Raw genomic sequence first — 17,505 nt, forward strand, 5'->3', positions numbered from 1 at the left:
GCGGGATGATCACGAGGCGGCACGGGTTTTCGTGGTCGGACTCATCTCGCAGGTCGGTCACCATCGCCAGTTTGGTCGGCTTGGCCTGCATCAGCGCTGCTATTTGTTCCAGCACCTTGGCGCCAGACACTTGGTGCGGCAACGCGGTGACGACGATGTCGCCGTCTTCAACGTGGTACACGGCACGCATGCGCACCGAGCCACGGCCGGTCTGGTAGATCTTTAGCAAGTCGGCGCGTGGGGTGATGATTTCGGCTTCAGTCGGGTAGTCCGGCCCCTGAATGTGCTCGCATAGTTGCTCAACCGTGGCTTTGGGCTCGTCGAGCAACCGCACGCAGGCGCTCGCGACTTCGCGCAGGTTGTGGGGCGGCACGTCAGTGGCCATGCCCACTGCGATACCGGTGGTGCCATTGAGCAAGATATTAGGCAAACGTGCCGGTAACACCGCAGGTTCGTCGAGGGTGCCGTCAAAATTTGGCACCCAGTCCGCCGTGCCTTGGCCCAGTTCACTGAGCAGCACTTCGGAGTAACGCGATAAACGGGCTTCGGTGTAACGCATGGCCGCGAAGGACTTGGGATCATCCGGCGCACCCCAGTTGCCCTGACCGTCCACCAGCGTGTAGCGATAGCTGAACGGTTGAGCCATTAGCACCATGGCTTCGTAGCAGGCCGAGTCGCCGTGCGGGTGGAACTTACCGAGTACGTCACCAACGGTACGCGCCGATTTTTTGTGCTTGGCGTCGGCGTCCAGCCCTAGCTCGCTCATGGCGTAAACAATGCGCCGTTGTACCGGCTTAAGGCCGTCGCCGATGTGCGGCAAGGCCCGGTCCATGATCACGTACATGGAGTAGTTGAGGTAGGCCTGTTCTGTGAAGTCGGCCAGTGACCGGCGTTCTACGCCGTCTAGGCTGAGATCAAGGGAATCGCTCATGCGGACCTCATTCAGTTCGTTGTCTGGCGCAACAGCATGGTGCCGTCGCGCTGGGTAAATTCAAGTTTGTTCAAAGCGCTCATGCCCAGCAGCACTTGTTCGCCCTCAAGCCCCGGAGCCGCCACCGCACGCACATTGCGCAACACGATAGCGCCCAGTTGCAGGCGGTCGATTTGCGTTCGATAACCCTGAACACGGCCATTAGCGGTGCTTAAGGTCACGGGGACGCCTTTAGGTAATGCCAGTTGCCTGGCCAGTTCTTGTGGGACCGCTACATCGGTGGCACCGGTATCAAGTAAGAACTCCACCGGCACATTGTTGATTCGGCCGCTGGCGACAAAATGCCCCTGCACGTTGCCCCGCAAGGTCACTTCGATGTAGCCCTGACCTTGCTGCGAGGTCACTTCGGTGTTGGGGTTTTGCTGTCGTTCTTCCCAGCGCCCAAAAAACTGGGTCGCCAAGTACAAACCGGCGCACCAGGCCACGATCATGAAGATTCGCCCCATGCCTTTGCCTGCCGGTTGTTGGCTCATAAATGGGCACTCCAGCCACCTTGCGGGGCAGCAAAGCGCCAGACGATAGGACGCTTTTCGCCATCGGCGCGTACGTGGCTGCCATTATCCACACCGACCCAGGCGCCTTTGGCGTCGATGATCAATGCTTCCGCATTGCCATAAGGGCTTTTGTATAAGCGCTCCTGGGTCAACGCGTCGTTGGCAAACGACCAGCAGCGCTCAACCTCACCGGTGTCCAAGGTGCGACGGCAAATGCGATAGGCCATGCGTTCAAGGGTGAATAACTTACCCTCAAACAGCGCTAAGTCAGAAAAGTCTTTGTGTTGGGCTTTGGCCTTGAGCTGAGGCGGTGGCTGTTCAAGCCCGCCTTCGCTCATTAATACGCAACCGCTTTTACAGTCCCACACACTTTGTTTTTTGCGGATGGTCAGCAGCCCTCGGCGCTCACGTTCGGCCGCCAGCCAGATTTGATTGCCTTGCGGGTTGACCACAATGCCTTCAAACAACGCATTAAAGTGCAACAACATGCCGCTGGCACGCGCTTGGCGCACCAGCGCCGGGTCTATTTTTAACCATGAAGGCGCGCCGATCGGCGGGATCAATAGCACTGCCGCGTGGGTTTCACTGACCACATACCGATTACCCGCGTCATCACAGGTAATACCTTCATAATCCAAATCGCCACCGCGCAGCGGGCTAATAGCTTTACCCATCATGCGCACGCCCCACGGCAATCCACTTTCGGGCACGCTCGGCACCTCGATAGTAACGGTCTCGGCCTGCCACTGCGCAGCGCGGGGATCCAGACGGTAAAGCTGATCATCGTCACGATCAGATACCGCCCACATCTCGCCTTGGCACATCGCCAACCCGGACAGGTTGCCGCCGCGCATACCCGTAACCGGATGCTCGGACTGCAACGCCAGCTCTGGCACTGAATCAGCCAGCACCGGGGCCGCACTGACACACAGCAACGCCAGTACGGCACTGCGCATCAGGCCAGCACCTGAGCCAAATCACCTTTGGACTCCAGCCAGGACTTACGATCACCAGCGCGTTTTTTCGCCAGCAGCATGTCCATCATTTCTGAGGTTGCAGCAAAGTCTTCCAGCGTGAGCTGCACCAGACGGCGGGTGTTCGGGTCCATGGTGGTTTCACGCAGTTGCGGCGGGTTCATTTCACCCAGCCCTTTGAATCGCGTGACCTGTGGCTTGCCGCGTTTTTTCTCGGCCACCAAACGATCCAGAATACCGTCGCGCTCAGCTTCGTCGAGGGCGTAGAAGATCTCTTTACCCAAGTCGATGCGGTACAGCGGCGGCATGGCGACGTACACGTGGCCTGCATCCACCAGAGGCCGGAAGTGCTGCACGAACAAGGCGCAGAGCAAGGTCGCAATGTGTAGACCGTCAGAGTCGGCGTCGGCAAGGATGCAGATTTTGCCGTAGCGCAACTGGCTCATGTCAGCGGCCCCCGGATCAACGCCGATGGCCACCGCAATGTTGTGGACTTCTTGGCTGGCCAGCACTTCGCTGCCATCGACTTCCCAGGTGTTAAGGATCTTGCCGCGCAACGGCAAGATGGCCTGGAACTCTTTGTCCCGCGCTTGCTTGGCTGAGCCGCCCGCGGAGTCACCCTCGACCAAAAACAGCTCAGAACGCATCGGGTCTTGCCCGGCGCAATCGGCCAACTTGCCAGGCAACGCCGGGCCTTGGGTGATGCGCTTGCGTTCGACCTTTTTGCTGGCTTTGAGACGACGACCGGCGTTGCTGATCGCCAGCTCAGCCAGTTGCATACCCAGCTCAGGATTAGCGTTGAGCCACAGGCTGAACGCATCTTTGACCACGCCCGAAACAAAGGCTGCCGCTTCTCGGGATGACAGACGCTCTTTGGTCTGCCCGGAGAATTGCGGCTCCTGCATTTTCATCGACAGCACGAAGGCGATGCGTTCCCACACGTCTTCTGGGGCCAGCTTCACACCACGCGGCAGCAAGCTGCGGAACTCACAGAACTCACGCATGGCATCGAGCAAGCCTTGGCGCAATCCGTTGACGTGGGTACCACCCTGCTGCGTAGGAATCAGGTTGACGTAGCTTTCAGTAATCGCCGTGCCACCTTCGGGCATCCATAACAGCGCCCACTCGACCGCTTCTTTGGTGCCCGTAAAGTTGCCACAAAACGGCGCATCCGGTAGCCGCTCAAAGTCGCTGACCGCGTCCACCAAGTAAGAGCGCAGGCCGTCTTCATAATGCCACTCGACTTTTTCGCCCGAGGCTTTGTCTTCAAAGCTGACCAGCAGGCCCGGACACAGCACAGCCTTGGCCTTGAGTACGTGTTTGAGGGCAAGGATGGAGAACTTGGGGGTGTCGAAATATTTAGGGTCCGGCGCGAAGTACACGCTGGTCCCGGTGTTGCGCTTGCCGACCGCCCCAACCACTTCGAGGTCGGTGGCTTTGAAGCCATCAGCGAAGGTCATTTGGTACTCGTTGCCGTCACGCTTAACCTTGACCCGCACTTGAGTCGACAAGGCGTTCACCACCGAAATCCCTACGCCGTGCAGGCCGCCGGAGAACTGGTAGTTTTTGTTCGAGAATTTGCCGCCCGCGTGGAGCTTGGTCAGGATCAGCTCGACACCTGACACACCTTCTTCCGGGTGAATGTCGACCGGCATACCACGCCCGTCATCGCTGACTTCAAGCGATTGGTCGGCGTGCAAGATAACGTGTACCGATTTGGCGTGACCGGCCAAGGCTTCGTCGACGCTGTTGTCGATGACTTCTTGAGCCAAGTGGTTGGGCCGACTGGTGTCGGTGTACATGCCGGGGCGTTTACGCACCGGGTCGAGGCCCGAGAGGACTTCGATGGCGTCTGCGTTATAAGAGCTAGCGCTGGGAGTGGCCATAGGGTCTCGTCGTTAGTCGTAAATGAAAAATAGGGTCCATTGAACAAGCGCCTTAGAGGGCTGCGAAGTCGATGATTTGAGTCGGGTGCAAAGCAATGCCAGCAAAGCTCAACAGTGATGGCAGTTGCTGGGCAAAACCTTGGTAGCTGTGGTCTCCGCCGCCTTGAATGCGCAACGCACAAGCTGCGTAGTACTTTTCGGCATGGCGGTAATCCAACGTTTCGTCGCCGGTTTGCAACCACACTTGATAGCGCTGCGGGTCTTGCGGCGCGGGCACTTCAAGTTCGCTTAAAGCCAGCACGTGATCGTGGGTCAGCTCCCACGTTTCACCGCTATACAGGTTGGTTTGCGTCCCCAGGTAACCGTCAAACATCCGATGCGGGCTGACGGCCGGGTTGACCAGCAAGGCTTTGAGCCCATGCTGTTCGGCCAGATACGTTGCATAGTAGCCGCCGAGCGAGCTGCCGACCAGCAATGGACTGCCTAGCTCGCTGATTGCGGCTTGCAATTGGGCAATCGCCTCGCGCGGATGATGATGCAAGGCCGGGACCCGCAGTTGATCGCTCAACCCCAAACGCTGCATCACAGACACTAGCTGGCACGCCTTTTTCGACTCGGGGGCGCTGTTGAAACCATGGATATATAAGATAGAACCCGACATGCATTTACCCCCGAGTACAGATTTAGCCGAACGCAGTATCAATAAAAGACGCGCAGTTTAGCCTGACTCAGGGGCGAGTTGCCGTTTCAAGATAAATCCAGACCCGGCCACTCAGTAATTGTTCGCGCTGTAATCGGGTTTAAATACGAAGTTATCCAGCCGGGAGATGCCGGTGTCCAGCGAGCCATCAGGCTCCAAACGAATCCAGCGATAACCCGGAGCTTCACCGCTGACATCAAAGTCTTTGCTGCCGGGGGTGAACTGAACACACGTTGAAGGCGTTGCCAGCAGTCGCACGCCGTTACGTCGTTGATCGAAGGGTTGGTGAATATGCCCCCAGAGGACGGCCCGCACCTGTGGAAAGCGGTCTAGCACAGCCCAAAACTCTTTGGCGTTGCGCAGACCGATCGGCTCAATCCACTCACTCCCCACCGCCACCGGATGGTGATGCAGGGTGATCAAGTGATGACGATCAGGCGCTTCGCTCAAGGCACGGACGAGCAACTGCAACTGCTCGTCGTCTAAGTAGCCGGGGGTCGCGTCGGGGACCTGCGAGTTGAGGACAATGACCCGCCAGTTACCAATGTCGAGCACCGGATCTAGCAAACAGCTCTGCACCGCGGCCTCACGCATGTGGGGCAAATAGTCATGATTGCCAGGTAACCAGCGCGCATTGGCGCACAGCGGCCCGGTCAGTTGTCGAAATCGCTGATACGCCGCCACGCTGCCGTCTTGAGTTATATCGCCAGTGGCCAGCAGAAGATCAACGCGGGGGTGTTCTGCGCGCGCCTTAGCGACCACGTTTTGCAGACTGTGTGAGGTGTTAAGCCCAAGCAGCGAACCGTCTGCATCGGCAAACAAATGGCTGTCGGTCAGTTGCACCAGCAGCACCGGGTCTTCGGTGGTCAGCGTGGAGACGTTGGGCAAGATGGCTCTCCCGAGCAGCGATAAAAATCAATCTCTAACGGACTTGAGCGTACTCATGCCCGCAGGCCAGGCAATGGCTCAACCATTCGCCCAAAAACACATTGAGTTGGGCTTTTTCGTCGGGCTGGTGCATCGCCACATTCGGGTAAGGATAGATGCTGCGAAAGCGCCGTGCATGTTCGGCGCCAATGACTTCGGCCATGCGTGCATCGTGGTACACCTGCACTTGCAGCTCCGGCACTGGCAACCACGGCAAGCTGTGTTCCTGACGCACGCGCAAGGTGCTGGTGTAAGGACAGTCGAGCATGACCTCAAGGGTCAGTACGCCGAGCATTTGGTCACCCTGGGTGACCGCAATTCGTCGCGCACTGGGTTGCTCGCGCATGTCGGGCAACAAGCGCATCAAGCGTGCGTAATTGGCCTCACAGGCAGCTTGCAGGCCAATCAAGTCAACTCGGTAGCGTTCACGGACCTCTTTTACAGCCATAACCCCCTCACTTCAGCGCGGTTAAGCGCCAACCACTGCAGGGCAATAATGCTCGCCGCGTTAGAAATACGTCCATCTCGTACCGCTTGAAGCGCATCTTCATACGCCCATTTAGTCACACGAATATCTTCAGCCTCTTCGTCCAGCCCATGCAAACCGCCTGCATGGGTGCTGTCACAACGCCCCAGAAAGACATGTACGAACTCTGTGCTGCCACCGGGTGACGGGAAATAGCGGGTAATGGGCCACAACGACGAAAACGTCAGCCCCGCCTCTTCTTCGCCTTCGCGGCGAGCAATCTCTTCGGGCTCAACTTCGCCTTCTTTGTCGATTAACCCGGCCACCAGCTCGATCAGCCATGGGTTTTCGGTTTTGCCCATCGCGCCGATCCGGAATTGCTCAATCAACACCACTTCATCGCGCTGCGGGTCATAGGGCAACACACACACCGCGTCATGGCGCACAAACACTTCACGACTGATCTCACGGCTCATGCCGCCGGCAAACAGTTCATGGCGCAGCGAAACCCGGTCCAGTTTGTAAAAACCCTGATAGCCGTTCTCGCGCTTGACGATCTCGACAGCGCTAGGCGTGGCCTTGGTGATATCAGTCATTAACAACCTCTTGCTGGCAGATTCACACCGTGGGTGGCCCCCTCGGCATCGCGCATCCTAACGCGCCTGTGGTTCTGGATGCAGCCCCTTTTAGAAGTAAGGGATAGACGAATTACCTGCAAACCAACTCTAATTGGCACCCTATAGCTTAGCGGCGAACTGACGCCCTTGTTGGCAGTCGAAGGACCCTACGCTCACCTTTCTTTCGTTGATGAAGGACGACCATGTCACTGTTAAAACTGGCTTCCCTGACTTGTATAGCCCTGGCGCTGGGTGCTTGCCAGAGCATGTCTGAACCTAAACCACTGGCATTCACCCCGGACGCTTCCGAGCAAGTCAAAGCGGGCTGCAATGGCGAAGACTGCCCATTGGTTAACATTGAAACCGTACACTTCGCTAGCGATCCGCAGCTAGACGCCTTGATCGAACAGCGCTTGCTGAAAATGACCGTCAACTCGCCCGACGACAAACTGGCGCCGACGCTGAGCGCTTATCGGGAACAGTTTTTGCGCGCCGCCGACGCCCGCAACAGCATGTACTTGCAAGCCAAAGTACGTGAGCAGCATGACGACTTAGTGATTATCGAGCTGATCAGCTACCTAGACACAGGCGGCGCGCATGGCATGCCGGGGCGTGGTTTTATCAACTGGTCGCGTAAAGACCACAAAGAGCTGACCTTGCAAGACATGCTTCTGCCTGGGCAAGAGAAAGCCTTTTGGGGCGCAGCTAAAGTGGCGCACAACAGCTGGTTGATTAATTCGCGCTTGGGCAACGACCCGCAATTCGTCAAAACCTGGCCATTCCAACAAACTCCGAACGTAGCGCTGCTCAAAGACGCAGTCGTGCTCAAGTACGACGTGTACAGCATTGCCCCCTACTCGGAAGGCAACGTTGAGTTAGTCATCCCGTATTCGCGCTTGAACGGGATAGTGAAGCCGGAGTGGATTCCGGGGCGCGGTTGATACTAATACCCGACAGCTGCGGACCTTAAAATCAAAAGATCGCAGCTGTCGGCAGCTCTTAGCAAAAAGTGCATTAAACCTGTTTACGCCCTAACACCCACATCAACAACCCCGCCAGCAGCAGCGCCGGCAAGCTTGCGCCAACATCCGGCAGCAGATTTGCCAGCAGGTGATACGTCACCACCCCGCCCAACCACGCCAGTAGCGTGGGCCAGCGCAGCACTCCCGGCGTTACGGCGGTGCTGCGTTTGCGCAGGATGAAGTGGTCCACCAGTACCACGCCGAACAACGGCGCAAACACGGATCCGATCAGCAACAAGAAGTTCTGGTACTGCGCCAGCGGTGCCAGCAAGGCAATCAGCGTGCAGATGACGCCTATCGCCAACGCCAAGTGCTCAACCTTAAAGCGCGTTAAGAACCCGCTGGATACCGCTGCCGAGTGAATGTCAGCGAAGGCGTTTTCAGATTCATCGAGCAAAATCAGCAACAACGGAATCCCTAACCCCGCACCCGCCAGCGCTAATAACAGCGCATTGACCTCGCCACTTGGCGCGAATGCCAAGGTGTAGGCCACGCCCAAGCTCATCAGCCAGAAGTTGCCGATCAAGAAGCCCAGCGCAGTCCCGCCAAACACGCTTTTGGCGCGTTTGCCAAAACGTGAGTAGTCCGCAATCAATGGCAACCATGACAGCGGCATAGCGATGGCTATGTCAAAACCCACCGCGAACGGCATCGAACCGTCGCCTTTCTGTGCCCATAACGCGGCTAAGTCAACTTTGGCGAAGAGGTTCCAAGTGAGCCATAGGCACGCGCCCAGCAACAACCAGATGCCCCACTTGCGTAGGATTTTGCGCACAAACGTCAGCGGCCCACTGACTGCGAGCAAGGTCGCCAAAGCACCGAAAAACAGGGTCCAAAGCACAGGATTGCTTAGCCAACTGCCTTCGCTGAACGCACGAGCCCCAAGTAGGCTGGCAGCATCGCGCATGACGATGATTTCGAACGAACCCCAGCCAATCAACTGCAATACGTTAAGCAGCGCCGGCAGCATGGCGCCACGGCTGCCCAAGCTCTGGCTTAAAGCGGCCATAGATGACAGGCCGGTGTCGCTGCCAATCACCCCGACCGATGCCAATAACGCCACGCCGACCAGCGTGCCGAGAAAAATCGCCAGCAATGAACCCGACAGGCCCAGACCCGGCGCCAGCAAGGCCCCGGTCTGCAACACCATCAGCCCGACGCCGAGGGAGAACCACAGGGAAAACAGATCGCGGGTGCCGAAGACGCGCTTGTCCAAAGGGACGGCGGTATCCGGCGAATAAGTGCTCGGTGTGTTCAAAACATCATTCTCGAAAAGGACCAAACCCGTTGTCACTGTCGAGGCTCGAGGCGGCGATGGGTTGCGCAGCGACCCTGTTGTTGAAGGTCCTGCGGCCCTTATCGCAGCCTCGTCCCTCGACAGCGACTACACATGTTTACATCACACCTTCTTGTACAACTGGCTGCCTTCCTGCTTAAAACGCTCAGCCTGTTCCGCCAAGCCTTTGGCCACGTCGACGTCTATTGCCTCGATGCGCTGATTGGCGGCGTAGATGCGGACTTCTTGAGTGATTTTCATCGAGCAGAATTTCGGCCCGCACATGGAGCAGAAATGCGCGACCTTGGCCGAGTCCTTGGGCAAGGTTTCGTCGTGGTAGGAGCGTGCGGTGTCCGGGTCCAGGCCAAGGTTGAACTGGTCTTCCCAGCGGAACTCGAAACGCGCCTTGCTCAAGGCGTTGTCGCGGATCTGCGCTCCGGGGTGGCCTTTGGCCAAGTCAGCAGCATGGGCGGCGATTTTGTAGGTGATGATTCCGGTTTTCACGTCATCTTTGTTCGGCAAGCCCAAGTGTTCTTTTGGGGTGACGTAACAGAGCATGGCGCAACCAAACCAGCCGATCATGGCCGCACCAATGCCCGAAGTGATGTGGTCGTAACCCGGTGCAATGTCGGTGGTCAGTGGGCCGAGGGTGTAGAACGGCGCCTCGTCGCAGCACTCCAGCTGCTTGTCCATGTTCTCTTTGATCAACTGCATCGGCACGTGGCCTGGGCCTTCGATCATGCACTGCACGTCATGCTTCCAGGCGATTTTGGTCAGCTCGCCGAGGGTTTCCAGTTCACCGAACTGCGCCGCGTCGTTGGCGTCCGCAATCGAGCCCGGGCGTAAGCCATCACCCAGCGAGAAGCTGACGTCGTAGGCTTTCATGATTTCGCAGATTTCGTCGAAATGGGTGTAGAGGAAGTTCTCTTTGGGGTGCGCCAAGCACCACTTAGCCATGATCGAGCCACCACGCGAAACAATGCCAGTCACACGTTTAGCGGTCAGCGGCACGTAGCGCAGCAATACCCCGGCGTGGATGGTGAAGTAGTCCACGCCCTGCTCTGCTTGCTCGATCAGGGTGTCGCGGAACAACTCCCAGGTCAGGTCTTCGGCCACCCCGTTGACCTTTTCCAATGCCTGATAAATCGGCACTGTGCCGATTGGCACCGGCGAGTTGCGGATGATCCACTCGCGGGTTTCGTGAATGTGCTTGCCGGTGGACAAGTCCATGACCGTGTCCGACCCCCAGCGAATGCCCCACGTCAGCTTGGCCACTTCTTCTTCAATGGAGGAGCCCAGCGCACTGTTGCCGATGTTGCCGTTGATCTTCACCAAGAAGTTACGGCCAATGATCATCGGCTCCAATTCAACGTGGTTAATGTTGGCTGGGATGATGGCGCGACCACGGGCGATTTCGTCGCGAACAAACTCGGGGGTGATTTCTTTCGGGATGTTAGCGCCGAAGCTGTGACCGGCATGTTGCTGCTCCAGCAAGCCCGCAGCCCGCGCCTCTTGCAGCTTCATGTTTTCGCGGATGGCGACGTATTCCATCTCGGCGGTGATGATGCCCTGACGCGCATAGTGCATCTGGCTCACGTTGACACCCGCCTTAGCCCGGCGTGGGTTTTTCACGTGGGCGAAGCGCAGCTTGGTCAGTTCGGCATCTTCAAGACGCATTTGCCCAAAATTCGAACTCAAGCCCGGCAGGCGTTCGGTGTCACCCCGGTCATTGATCCAGGCTGAACGCACGTCGCCCAGCCCTTGGCGCACGTCAATCTGCACAGAAGGGTCGGTGTAGGGCCCGGAGGTATCGTAGATCAATACCGGCGCGTTGACCTCACCGCCAAAATCAGTGGGCGTGACATCCAGGCTGACTTCACGCATCGGCACCAGAATGTCCGGGCGCGAACCCTGTACATAGACTTTTTGCGAGCGGGTAAACGGCTTGACCGACTGCTCATCGACCTTGGCCGAATCACTGAGATTGATCGCGTTTTTTAGTGTTGTATTCATCACGGCTCTCCAGACTGCATCCAGGTGGATTGTCGGAGGGAGAACCTGAAAAAAGCACGGACGCACCCAAGGACTGGATGCAGAGTGACGACCTCGAAAGATTGATCATTTTTTGAGCAATCAATCCCGGACAGCACTCAAGAGGACTCGCCGGGAGACGAGAAATCTTGTTCCCTACGCAGGCGCTAACCTGATCAGGTTCAACGGGATCCGAAATTATTCGATCTCAGCCTCATATCAAGGCACCCCGACAAGAACACGGCCAATATAAAGAACTGCGTGGTAGAACGCCAATACTGAAATAAACCGCGCTACGAAATAGGCAACATCAGCATTGTTGCAAGGTGTCACGGCTACTACACTCGCTACGTCTTGCAATGACGAGTGCCAGCACACGGCCTCGGTAATCCATTACGCACTATTGAACTAGGGATCGCTCATGCTGCGCAAACTCTCGCTGGCCATCGCCGTTTCATGGGCGACCAACGCTATGGCGTTGGATACACCCGCTCCGTTATCCAGCCAAAACGGTTTGGTCAGTGTTTACCAAGAAGCCGTCGACAATAACGCCGACCTTGCGGCAGCGCGTGCCAGTTACTCGGCCCAAAAGGAAGTGGTGCCCCAAGCGCGTGCTGGTTTGCTGCCCAACCTGTCAGGCGGCGCTGAGTCTAGCAATGTGCGCACCTCCATCGACAGACCGTCGTTAACCACGACCCGCAGTGCGGTGGTGTATCAGGCCACACTGGCCCAGCCGCTGTTCCGAATTGATCGCTGGTTCCAGCTCAAAGCGGCCGAGTCGATTAATGAGCAGGCCGCGTTACAACTGTCAGCGACAGAGCAAAATCTGATTCTGCAAAGCGCCAATGCCTATTTCTCAGTGCTACGCGCCCAAGACACCTTAGCGGCTACCAAAGCCGAAGAAGCGGCTTTCAAGCGCCAGCTAGACCAATCGCGTGAGCGTTTTGACGTGGGCCTGTCGGATAAAACCGATGTGCTGCAATCTCAAGCCAGCTTTGACACTGCGCGGGCAAACCGGATGCTTGCCCAGCGTCAGGTCGAAGACGCGTTTGAAGCTTTAGTCACGCTGACCAACCGCCAGTACATCGCCATTGAAGGCATGCGCCATAGCTTGCCGATTTTGCCGCCCATGCCTAACGACGCCAAAGCGTGGGTCGACACCGCTGCGCAGCAGAACCTCAACTTGTTGGCCAGTAACTTTGCGGTAGACGCCGCTCAAGAAACCCTCAAACAGCGCAAAGCGGGTCACGCCCCTACTGTGGACGCCGTGGCGCAATACAAAACGGGTGACAACGACGCCTTTGGTCTGACCAACCCAAATGCCTTGAACCAGCGCTATGGTGGCCCGGTTAACCAGACCAGCATCGGCGTTCAATTAAACATCCCGATCTACAGCGGCGGCCTGACCAGCTCACAGGTGCGTGAGTCGTACTCACGGCTGGATCAGACCGAGCAACAACGCGAGCAACTACGCCGCCAAGTGGTAGAAAACACGCGCAATCTGCACCGGGCGGTGAACACTGACGTTGAGCAAGTGAAAGCGCGTAAACAGTCGATCATCTCGAATCAGAGCGCCTTGGAAGCCACGGAAATCGGTTATCAGGTGGGCACACGGAACATCGTGGACGTACTCGACGCCCAGCGTCAGTTGTACAACTCGGTGCGCGACTACAACAACAGCCGCTACGACTACATCCTCGACAACCTGCGCCTTAAACAGGCCGCGGGCACGTTGAGCCCTGGTGATCTGGATGCGCTGTCACGCTATTTGAAAGCCGATTACAACCCGGACAAAGACTTCCTGCCGCCCGACTTGGCCAAGGAAGCCGCCGCCAATATCCGCAACGCAGGCAGCTAAATGTTGGGCGTGTGCAATCTTGTAGGAGCTGACGAGGCACGAAGGCTGCGATTGGACGCCTAGCCCGAAAGCAGATCAAAAGATCGCAGCCTGCGGCATCTCTCCTACAAGAGCCGTCCCAAGCCGTCTAACAGGCGCTGCAAAGCGCCTTGGTTGGCGAGCATTACGTTCAAACCGGCTTGGGCCATGCGCTGCGCATCTTGGGGCAGTTCTATTAAACGACGTACCGCCTGCGCCAAGCTTTGCGCGTCATCCACTTCGGCCAACGCCCCGGCGTCCCGCAACATCGCTGCGATCTCTAGAAAGTTGAACAGATGCGGCCCGCTCAGCACCGGTTTAGACAGCGCCGCAGGTTCCAACAGGTTATGCCCGCCATTCGCCACTAAGCTGCCGCCGACAAACGCGCTGTCGGCCAAGGCATACAAGAACAACAGTTCACCCATGGTGTCACCCAACAGCACCTGCGTCTGGGCGTTGACCGGGGTGGCGGTTGAGCGTCGCAGCGTCTCAAACCCTTGGCTCTGGCACAGTTCAAACACCGAATTGAAACGCTCGGGATGGCGTGGCACCAGTATCAACAAGGCGTTCGGGTAACTGGCGAGCAGTTGCCGATGAGCCGCGAGTACCACCGCGTCCTCGCCCTCGTGGGTGCTGGCGGCAATCCACACCGGGCGCTCCAGCGTCTGCCATTGCGCTCGTAGTTCGCGGGCGTTGATCAGTAACTGTGGGTCAATGGTCAGGTCAAATTTGATCGAACCGGTCACTTCCACGCAGTCAGGCCGGGCGCCGAGCTGACGAAAGCGTTCAGCTTCGGTTTCGGTCTGCGCCGCGATCAAGCTCATTTCTTCAAGCATCGGCCGGGTGAGTTTGGCGAAGCGCGCATAGCCTTTGGCCGAACGGGCTGACAGTCGCGCATTGGCCAGCGCCACGGGGATGCCACGTTTAGCGCACTGGTGGCTCTGGTTCGGCCACAGCTCGGTTTCCATGATCACCGCCAGCTTAGGTCGCACTCGACTCAAAAAACGTGCGGCGGCCCACGGCAAGTCATAAGGCAAATAACAGTGCTGAATACGCGGTTCTTCGGCGAACAGGGCGCGAATTCGATCCGATCCGGTCGGCGTCATGCACGTCACGGTAATGGGTAACTGCGGATAACGTTTGAGCAATGCCCGAATCATCGGCGCGGCCGCGATACTTTCCCCGACAGACACGGCATGCACCCAAATCCCGCCGGGCTGCATCACTGGCAAGTTCAGCGCAAAGCGCTCGCCAATTCGCTTGGCATAAGCCGGTGCTTTGCGTGCGCGCAGCCACAAACGAATCGCCACCAGCGGCAGCCCCAGATGAAACAGCAAGGTGTAGAGAGTTCTATTCATGGGCCGGGAGTTTACTTGAAAACGGAATCAACGATGATGGCACCGCATAGTGCCACTCCCAAGCATCAGCTAAACATGCCTACACACTTTTACAACCACCAGAAGGCCGTACTGGTAAATTGCTCAGCCTCACATTTAGGAGTGCTCCCATGACCGCCTATTACTACTTGGCTATCGCCATTTGCGCCGAAGTCATTGCCACCGTTTCGATGAAAGCGGTCAAAGGTTTCAGCACGCCATTGCCACTCATTTTGGTAATCGCAGGCTACGCCACGGCGTTCTGGATGCTGACGCTGGTGGTGCGCACCATTCCCGTGGGTATCGCTTATGCCGTGTGGGCAGGCATGGGCATTGTGCTGGTGAGTATTGCCGCACTCTTTATATACGGGCAAAAACTCGACGTGCCCGCCATGCTCGGTATGGGCCTGATTGTGCTGGGCGTGGTGGTGATTCAGCTGTTTTCCAAAACAGCGGGGCACTAGAAGCCGCTGCACGCTACAAGTTTTAAGCGGCAAGCTTCTTTATACTGCGTCTTTGTCTTTAAACGCTGAGGTCGCCCATGGCATCTGTTATTTCCACCGACGTGCTGATTGTCGGCGCTGGTGTTGCTGGCCTCTGGCTCAATGCCCGTTTGCGCCGTCAGGGGTTTTCTACCGTGTTGGTTGAAAGCCAGTCGTTGGGTGGTGCGCAGACCCTGAAGTCTCAGGGCATTATTCATGGCGGCGCTAAATACGCGCTGCACGGTGCGCTGAGCGGCGCCTCCGAAGCCATTGCCGATATGCCGCGTCGTTGGCGCGAAGCCCTTGACGGTGACGGAGAGCTGGACTTAAGCGGCGTGCGGATACTCTCCAAGGCGCACTATCTGTGGTCCCCTGGTACGCTGGCGGGTAATCTAACCAGTTTTTTTGCCAGTAAGGCCGTGCGCGGTCGGGTCGATCAGGTTAAGGGCGATCAATTGCCCCCGGCCCTGCAAAACCCACGCTTCAAGGGCAAAGTCTATCGTTTGGCCGAGCTGGTGGTGGATGTCCCTAGCTTGATCGAACGCTTGGCGGAACTTGCCGGTGACAGCCTGTTGGCCGGTCAAACGATTGAGCCGCTGTTTGAGCAAGGCGCGTTGATCGGCCTGCGGGTCGATGGCCAAGAGATTCTCGCGCAACGTATCGTGCTCAGCGCCGGCCAAGGCAACGCCGACTTACTGGCCAGCGCTAAGATCAAATCTCCCGCTCAACAGCTGCGCCCGCTGCACATGGTGCTGGTGAAAGGCCCGAGCCTTAAACCGCTGTATGCGCACTGCTTGGGCGGTGGCCCCAAGCCACGTATTACCGTTACCACACACCCGGCCGCGAATGGCGAATGGGTCTGGTATTTGGGCGGCGATATTGCCGAAGCTGACGGCGTGGCTCGCACGCCTGACGAACAGATCGCCGTGGCTAAAAAAGAGCTTAGCCATTTGTTGCCGTGGGTTGATCTGAGCCAAGCGCAATGGGCCACATTGCGGGTCGATCGTGCTGAGCCTGCGCAGTCCGGGCTGGTGCGACCGGATAACGCTTTCCTCGCCAATCAGGGCCGGTTGTTGGTGGGTTGGCCGACAAAACTGGCGCTGGCGCCGGACTTCTCCGACCGTGTAATCAGTGCACTTAAACACGACGCGATTCAACCGAGCGCCCTGCCCGCACTGCCAAACTTCCCTCGCCCGCCTTTGGGCAAAACTGCCTGGGAGCAATTGTTGCCATGAGCCAAGCGACCCTGCATGACTTCCTTCGCCCGTTGGGCAGCACGGGCCTGCTGGTGTCGCCACTGGGCCTTGGCACTGTAAAGCTAGGCCGCGACCAAGGGGTGAAGTACCCCAGCGGCTTTCAGATCCCGGATGACGATGACGCCAAGCGGCTACTCAAGCTGAGCCACGACTTAGGCATCAACCTAATTGATACCGCGCCCGCTTATGGTCGCAGTGAAGAACGCCTGGGCCCTCTATTGCGCGGCCAACGACATGACTGGGTGATTGTCAGCAAGGTGGGTGAAGAGTTCGATAACGGTGTGTCACGCCACGACTTCAGCGCAGAACACACACGCCGCTCGGTGGAACGTAGCCTGCAACGCTTAGAAACAGACTTTATAGACCTCGTGCTGGTGCACTCTGATGGCAATGATATGGCCATTCTCAACCAGAGCGAGGTGTACGCGACCTTGGCCGAGCTAAAGCGCGAGGGCAAGATTCGCGGTTTTGGGCTCTCGGGCAAAACCGTCGAGGGAGGCCTCAAAGCCTTGGAAAACGGCGACTGCGCCATGGTCACTTACAACCTTAATGAGCAGACCGAAAAGCCGGTGATCGACTATGCCCATGCCCACGGCAAGGCGATCTTAGTGAAAAAAGCTTTGGCCAGTGGCCATGTGTGTTTAAAACCCGGTGTTGACCCCGTGCGCGCCAGCTTCGAACTGGTGTTTGGCCATCATGGGGTGGCGAGTGCTATTGTCGGCACTATCAATCCGCTGCACTTGGCCCATAACGTGGCAATGGTTACGCAGGTTCTGCGTAGCGCCTAAGCCGCCGATACGGCCGACCCCGACGCAAGAAGGAGCCGACATGCCGCGAATGCTAATCCGCAAGAATCCCAGTAATTTCAAAACACTGCCGTTGTTTGTCGAGGCTACGGCTGAAAGCTTGAGCTATCAAAGTGTCGGCATGCCGCTCAACTTCTCGCAAACCCTGAGCAAGCGCCGGCTGGTGAGCGTGGATGACACCCAGCGTTTCGCGCTGGAGCTCGCCAACCTTGGGGTGTCAGTGCGTCTGACGCTCAGCTGGCAAGGCCGTGATTATTGGGTACTGGTGCGCCAACGGCGTCAGGATCGGGGTGACGTGGTCCTTAAATTGATCTCGGGCTGCGTG

16 protein-coding genes, 1 pseudogene and 1 riboswitch are annotated in these 17,505 nt (G+C 57.7%); of the genes and pseudogenes, 6 read left to right on the forward strand and 11 right to left on the reverse strand.

The window, feature by feature from the left end; translation table 11 throughout:
* The 8 genes from AQS70_RS21790 to AQS70_RS21825 form a co-directional block, all read right to left on the reverse strand.
* The coding region (locus tag AQS70_RS21790; RefSeq protein WP_277620605.1) for a DNA gyrase subunit A at nucleotides 1-931 on the reverse strand (931 nt) is incomplete at its 3' end.
* 11 nt (nucleotides 932-942) lie between these two features.
* Entirely contained in the window at nucleotides 943-1,464 is a 522-nt protein-coding gene (locus AQS70_RS21795) for a retropepsin-like aspartic protease family protein (RefSeq protein ID WP_055104810.1), read from the reverse strand.
* The gene (locus AQS70_RS21800) at nucleotides 1,461-2,441 is read right to left on the reverse strand and encodes an esterase-like activity of phytase family protein (protein ID WP_055104811.1); all 981 of its coding nucleotides are present in this window, start codon (nucleotides 2,439-2,441) and stop codon (nucleotides 1,461-1,463) included. The genes AQS70_RS21795 and AQS70_RS21800 overlap by 4 nt, the downstream gene beginning before the upstream one ends.
* The gene (gene parE, locus AQS70_RS21805) at nucleotides 2,441-4,345 is read right to left on the reverse strand and encodes a DNA topoisomerase IV subunit B (RefSeq protein WP_055104812.1); all 1,905 of its coding nucleotides are present in this window, start codon (nucleotides 4,343-4,345) and stop codon (nucleotides 2,441-2,443) included. The genes AQS70_RS21800 and parE overlap by 1 nt, the downstream gene beginning before the upstream one ends.
* 52 nt (nucleotides 4,346-4,397) lie before the next feature.
* Nucleotides 4,398-5,006, reverse strand: a complete 609-nt coding sequence (locus AQS70_RS21810; RefSeq protein ID WP_055104813.1) for a YqiA/YcfP family alpha/beta fold hydrolase — start codon at nucleotides 5,004-5,006, stop codon at nucleotides 4,398-4,400.
* A gap of 111 nt (nucleotides 5,007-5,117) precedes the next feature.
* Nucleotides 5,118-5,933: a 3',5'-cyclic-AMP phosphodiesterase gene (gene cpdA / locus AQS70_RS21815; protein ID WP_055104814.1), complete on the reverse strand. Its 816-nt coding sequence runs from the start codon at nucleotides 5,931-5,933 to the stop codon at nucleotides 5,118-5,120.
* A gap of 34 nt (nucleotides 5,934-5,967) precedes the next feature.
* Nucleotides 5,968-6,420 (reverse strand): DUF1249 domain-containing protein, encoded by a 453-nt coding sequence (locus tag AQS70_RS21820; protein ID WP_055104815.1) that lies wholly within the window; start codon nucleotides 6,418-6,420, stop codon nucleotides 5,968-5,970.
* A complete protein-coding gene (locus AQS70_RS21825; protein WP_055104816.1) occupies nucleotides 6,411-7,034 on the reverse strand; it encodes an NUDIX domain-containing protein in 624 nt (207 codons plus the stop codon). Before AQS70_RS21825 ends, AQS70_RS21820 begins: the two co-directional genes overlap by 10 nt.
* Nucleotides 7,035-7,258: 224 nt before the next feature.
* On the opposite strand from AQS70_RS21825, the gene AQS70_RS21830 reads away from it, so the two are divergent.
* A complete protein-coding gene (locus AQS70_RS21830) occupies nucleotides 7,259-7,996 on the forward strand; it encodes an RsiV family protein (RefSeq protein ID WP_055104817.1) in 738 nt (245 codons plus the stop codon).
* Nucleotides 7,997-8,069: 73 nt separating this feature from the next.
* Here AQS70_RS21830 and cytX read toward each other — a convergent pair whose 3' ends face one another.
* Both cytX and thiC read right to left on the reverse strand, forming a co-directional pair.
* Nucleotides 8,070-9,335, reverse strand: coding sequence for a putative hydroxymethylpyrimidine transporter CytX (gene cytX, locus AQS70_RS21835; protein WP_156355259.1), 1,266 nt, complete (start codon nucleotides 9,333-9,335; stop codon nucleotides 8,070-8,072).
* A gap of 141 nt (nucleotides 9,336-9,476) precedes the next feature.
* Nucleotides 9,477-11,366, reverse strand: a complete 1,890-nt coding sequence (gene thiC, locus AQS70_RS21840; RefSeq protein ID WP_055104818.1) for a phosphomethylpyrimidine synthase ThiC — start codon at nucleotides 11,364-11,366, stop codon at nucleotides 9,477-9,479.
* 154 nt (nucleotides 11,367-11,520) lie between these two features.
* A riboswitch (TPP riboswitch) is annotated at nucleotides 11,521-11,626 on the reverse strand.
* A gap of 179 nt (nucleotides 11,627-11,805) precedes the next feature.
* Here thiC and AQS70_RS21845 point away from each other — a divergent pair.
* Nucleotides 11,806-13,242 (forward strand): TolC family outer membrane protein, encoded by a 1,437-nt coding sequence (locus tag AQS70_RS21845; RefSeq protein ID WP_055104819.1) that lies wholly within the window; start codon nucleotides 11,806-11,808, stop codon nucleotides 13,240-13,242.
* A 104-nt stretch (nucleotides 13,243-13,346) separates the two neighbouring features.
* Here AQS70_RS21845 and waaA read toward each other — a convergent pair whose 3' ends face one another.
* Nucleotides 13,347-14,618, reverse strand: coding sequence for a lipid IV(A) 3-deoxy-D-manno-octulosonic acid transferase (waaA, locus tag AQS70_RS21850; RefSeq protein WP_055104820.1), 1,272 nt, complete (start codon nucleotides 14,616-14,618; stop codon nucleotides 13,347-13,349).
* Between the two features lie 149 nt (nucleotides 14,619-14,767).
* On the opposite strand from waaA, the gene AQS70_RS21855 reads away from it, so the two are divergent.
* The 4 genes and pseudogenes from AQS70_RS21855 to AQS70_RS21870 all read left to right on the forward strand — a co-directional run.
* Nucleotides 14,768-15,100 (forward strand): DMT family transporter, encoded by a 333-nt coding sequence (locus AQS70_RS21855; protein WP_055104821.1) that lies wholly within the window; start codon nucleotides 14,768-14,770, stop codon nucleotides 15,098-15,100.
* A 77-nt stretch (nucleotides 15,101-15,177) separates the two neighbouring features.
* A complete protein-coding gene (locus AQS70_RS21860; RefSeq protein WP_055104822.1) occupies nucleotides 15,178-16,353 on the forward strand; it encodes an NAD(P)/FAD-dependent oxidoreductase in 1,176 nt (391 codons plus the stop codon).
* Nucleotides 16,350-17,162, forward strand: a complete 813-nt coding sequence (locus tag AQS70_RS21865; protein ID WP_055104823.1) for an aldo/keto reductase — start codon at nucleotides 16,350-16,352, stop codon at nucleotides 17,160-17,162. The genes AQS70_RS21860 and AQS70_RS21865 overlap by 4 nt, the downstream gene beginning before the upstream one ends.
* Nucleotides 17,163-17,202: 40 nt before the next feature.
* A pseudogene (locus AQS70_RS21870) lies at nucleotides 17,203-17,505 on the forward strand (metal ABC transporter ATPase); the annotation flags it as partial.

The organism is Pseudomonas endophytica (genome assembly GCF_001411475.1).
Lineage (GTDB): Bacteria > Pseudomonadota > Gammaproteobacteria > Pseudomonadales > Pseudomonadaceae > Aquipseudomonas > Aquipseudomonas endophytica.

Bases quoted from the DNA above. Each gene is read 5' to 3' on its own strand.
- AQS70_RS21795 (WP_055104810.1), bottom strand. From the start codon at position 1,464: ATGAGCCAACAACCGGCAGGCAAAGGCATGGGGCGAATCTTCATGATC.
- AQS70_RS21800 (WP_055104811.1), bottom strand. From the start codon at position 2,441: ATGCGCAGTGCCGTACTGGCGTTGCTGTGTGTCAGTGCGGCCCCGGTG.
- parE (WP_055104812.1), bottom strand. From the start codon at position 4,345: ATGGCCACTCCCAGCGCTAGCTCTTATAACGCAGACGCCATCGAAGTC.
- AQS70_RS21810 (WP_055104813.1), bottom strand. From the start codon at position 5,006: ATGTCGGGTTCTATCTTATATATCCATGGTTTCAACAGCGCCCCCGAG.
- AQS70_RS21820 (WP_055104815.1), bottom strand. From the start codon at position 6,420: ATGGCTGTAAAAGAGGTCCGTGAACGCTACCGAGTTGACTTGATTGGC.
- AQS70_RS21825 (WP_055104816.1), bottom strand. From the start codon at position 7,034: ATGACTGATATCACCAAGGCCACGCCTAGCGCTGTCGAGATCGTCAAG.
- AQS70_RS21830 (WP_055104817.1), top strand. From the start codon at position 7,259: ATGTCACTGTTAAAACTGGCTTCCCTGACTTGTATAGCCCTGGCGCTG.
- thiC (WP_055104818.1), bottom strand. From the start codon at position 11,366: ATGAATACAACACTAAAAAACGCGATCAATCTCAGTGATTCGGCCAAG.
- AQS70_RS21845 (WP_055104819.1), top strand. From the start codon at position 11,806: ATGCTGCGCAAACTCTCGCTGGCCATCGCCGTTTCATGGGCGACCAAC.
- waaA (WP_055104820.1), bottom strand. From the start codon at position 14,618: ATGAATAGAACTCTCTACACCTTGCTGTTTCATCTGGGGCTGCCGCTG.
- AQS70_RS21855 (WP_055104821.1), top strand. From the start codon at position 14,768: ATGACCGCCTATTACTACTTGGCTATCGCCATTTGCGCCGAAGTCATT.
- AQS70_RS21860 (WP_055104822.1), top strand. From the start codon at position 15,178: ATGGCATCTGTTATTTCCACCGACGTGCTGATTGTCGGCGCTGGTGTT.
- AQS70_RS21865 (WP_055104823.1), top strand. From the start codon at position 16,350: ATGAGCCAAGCGACCCTGCATGACTTCCTTCGCCCGTTGGGCAGCACG.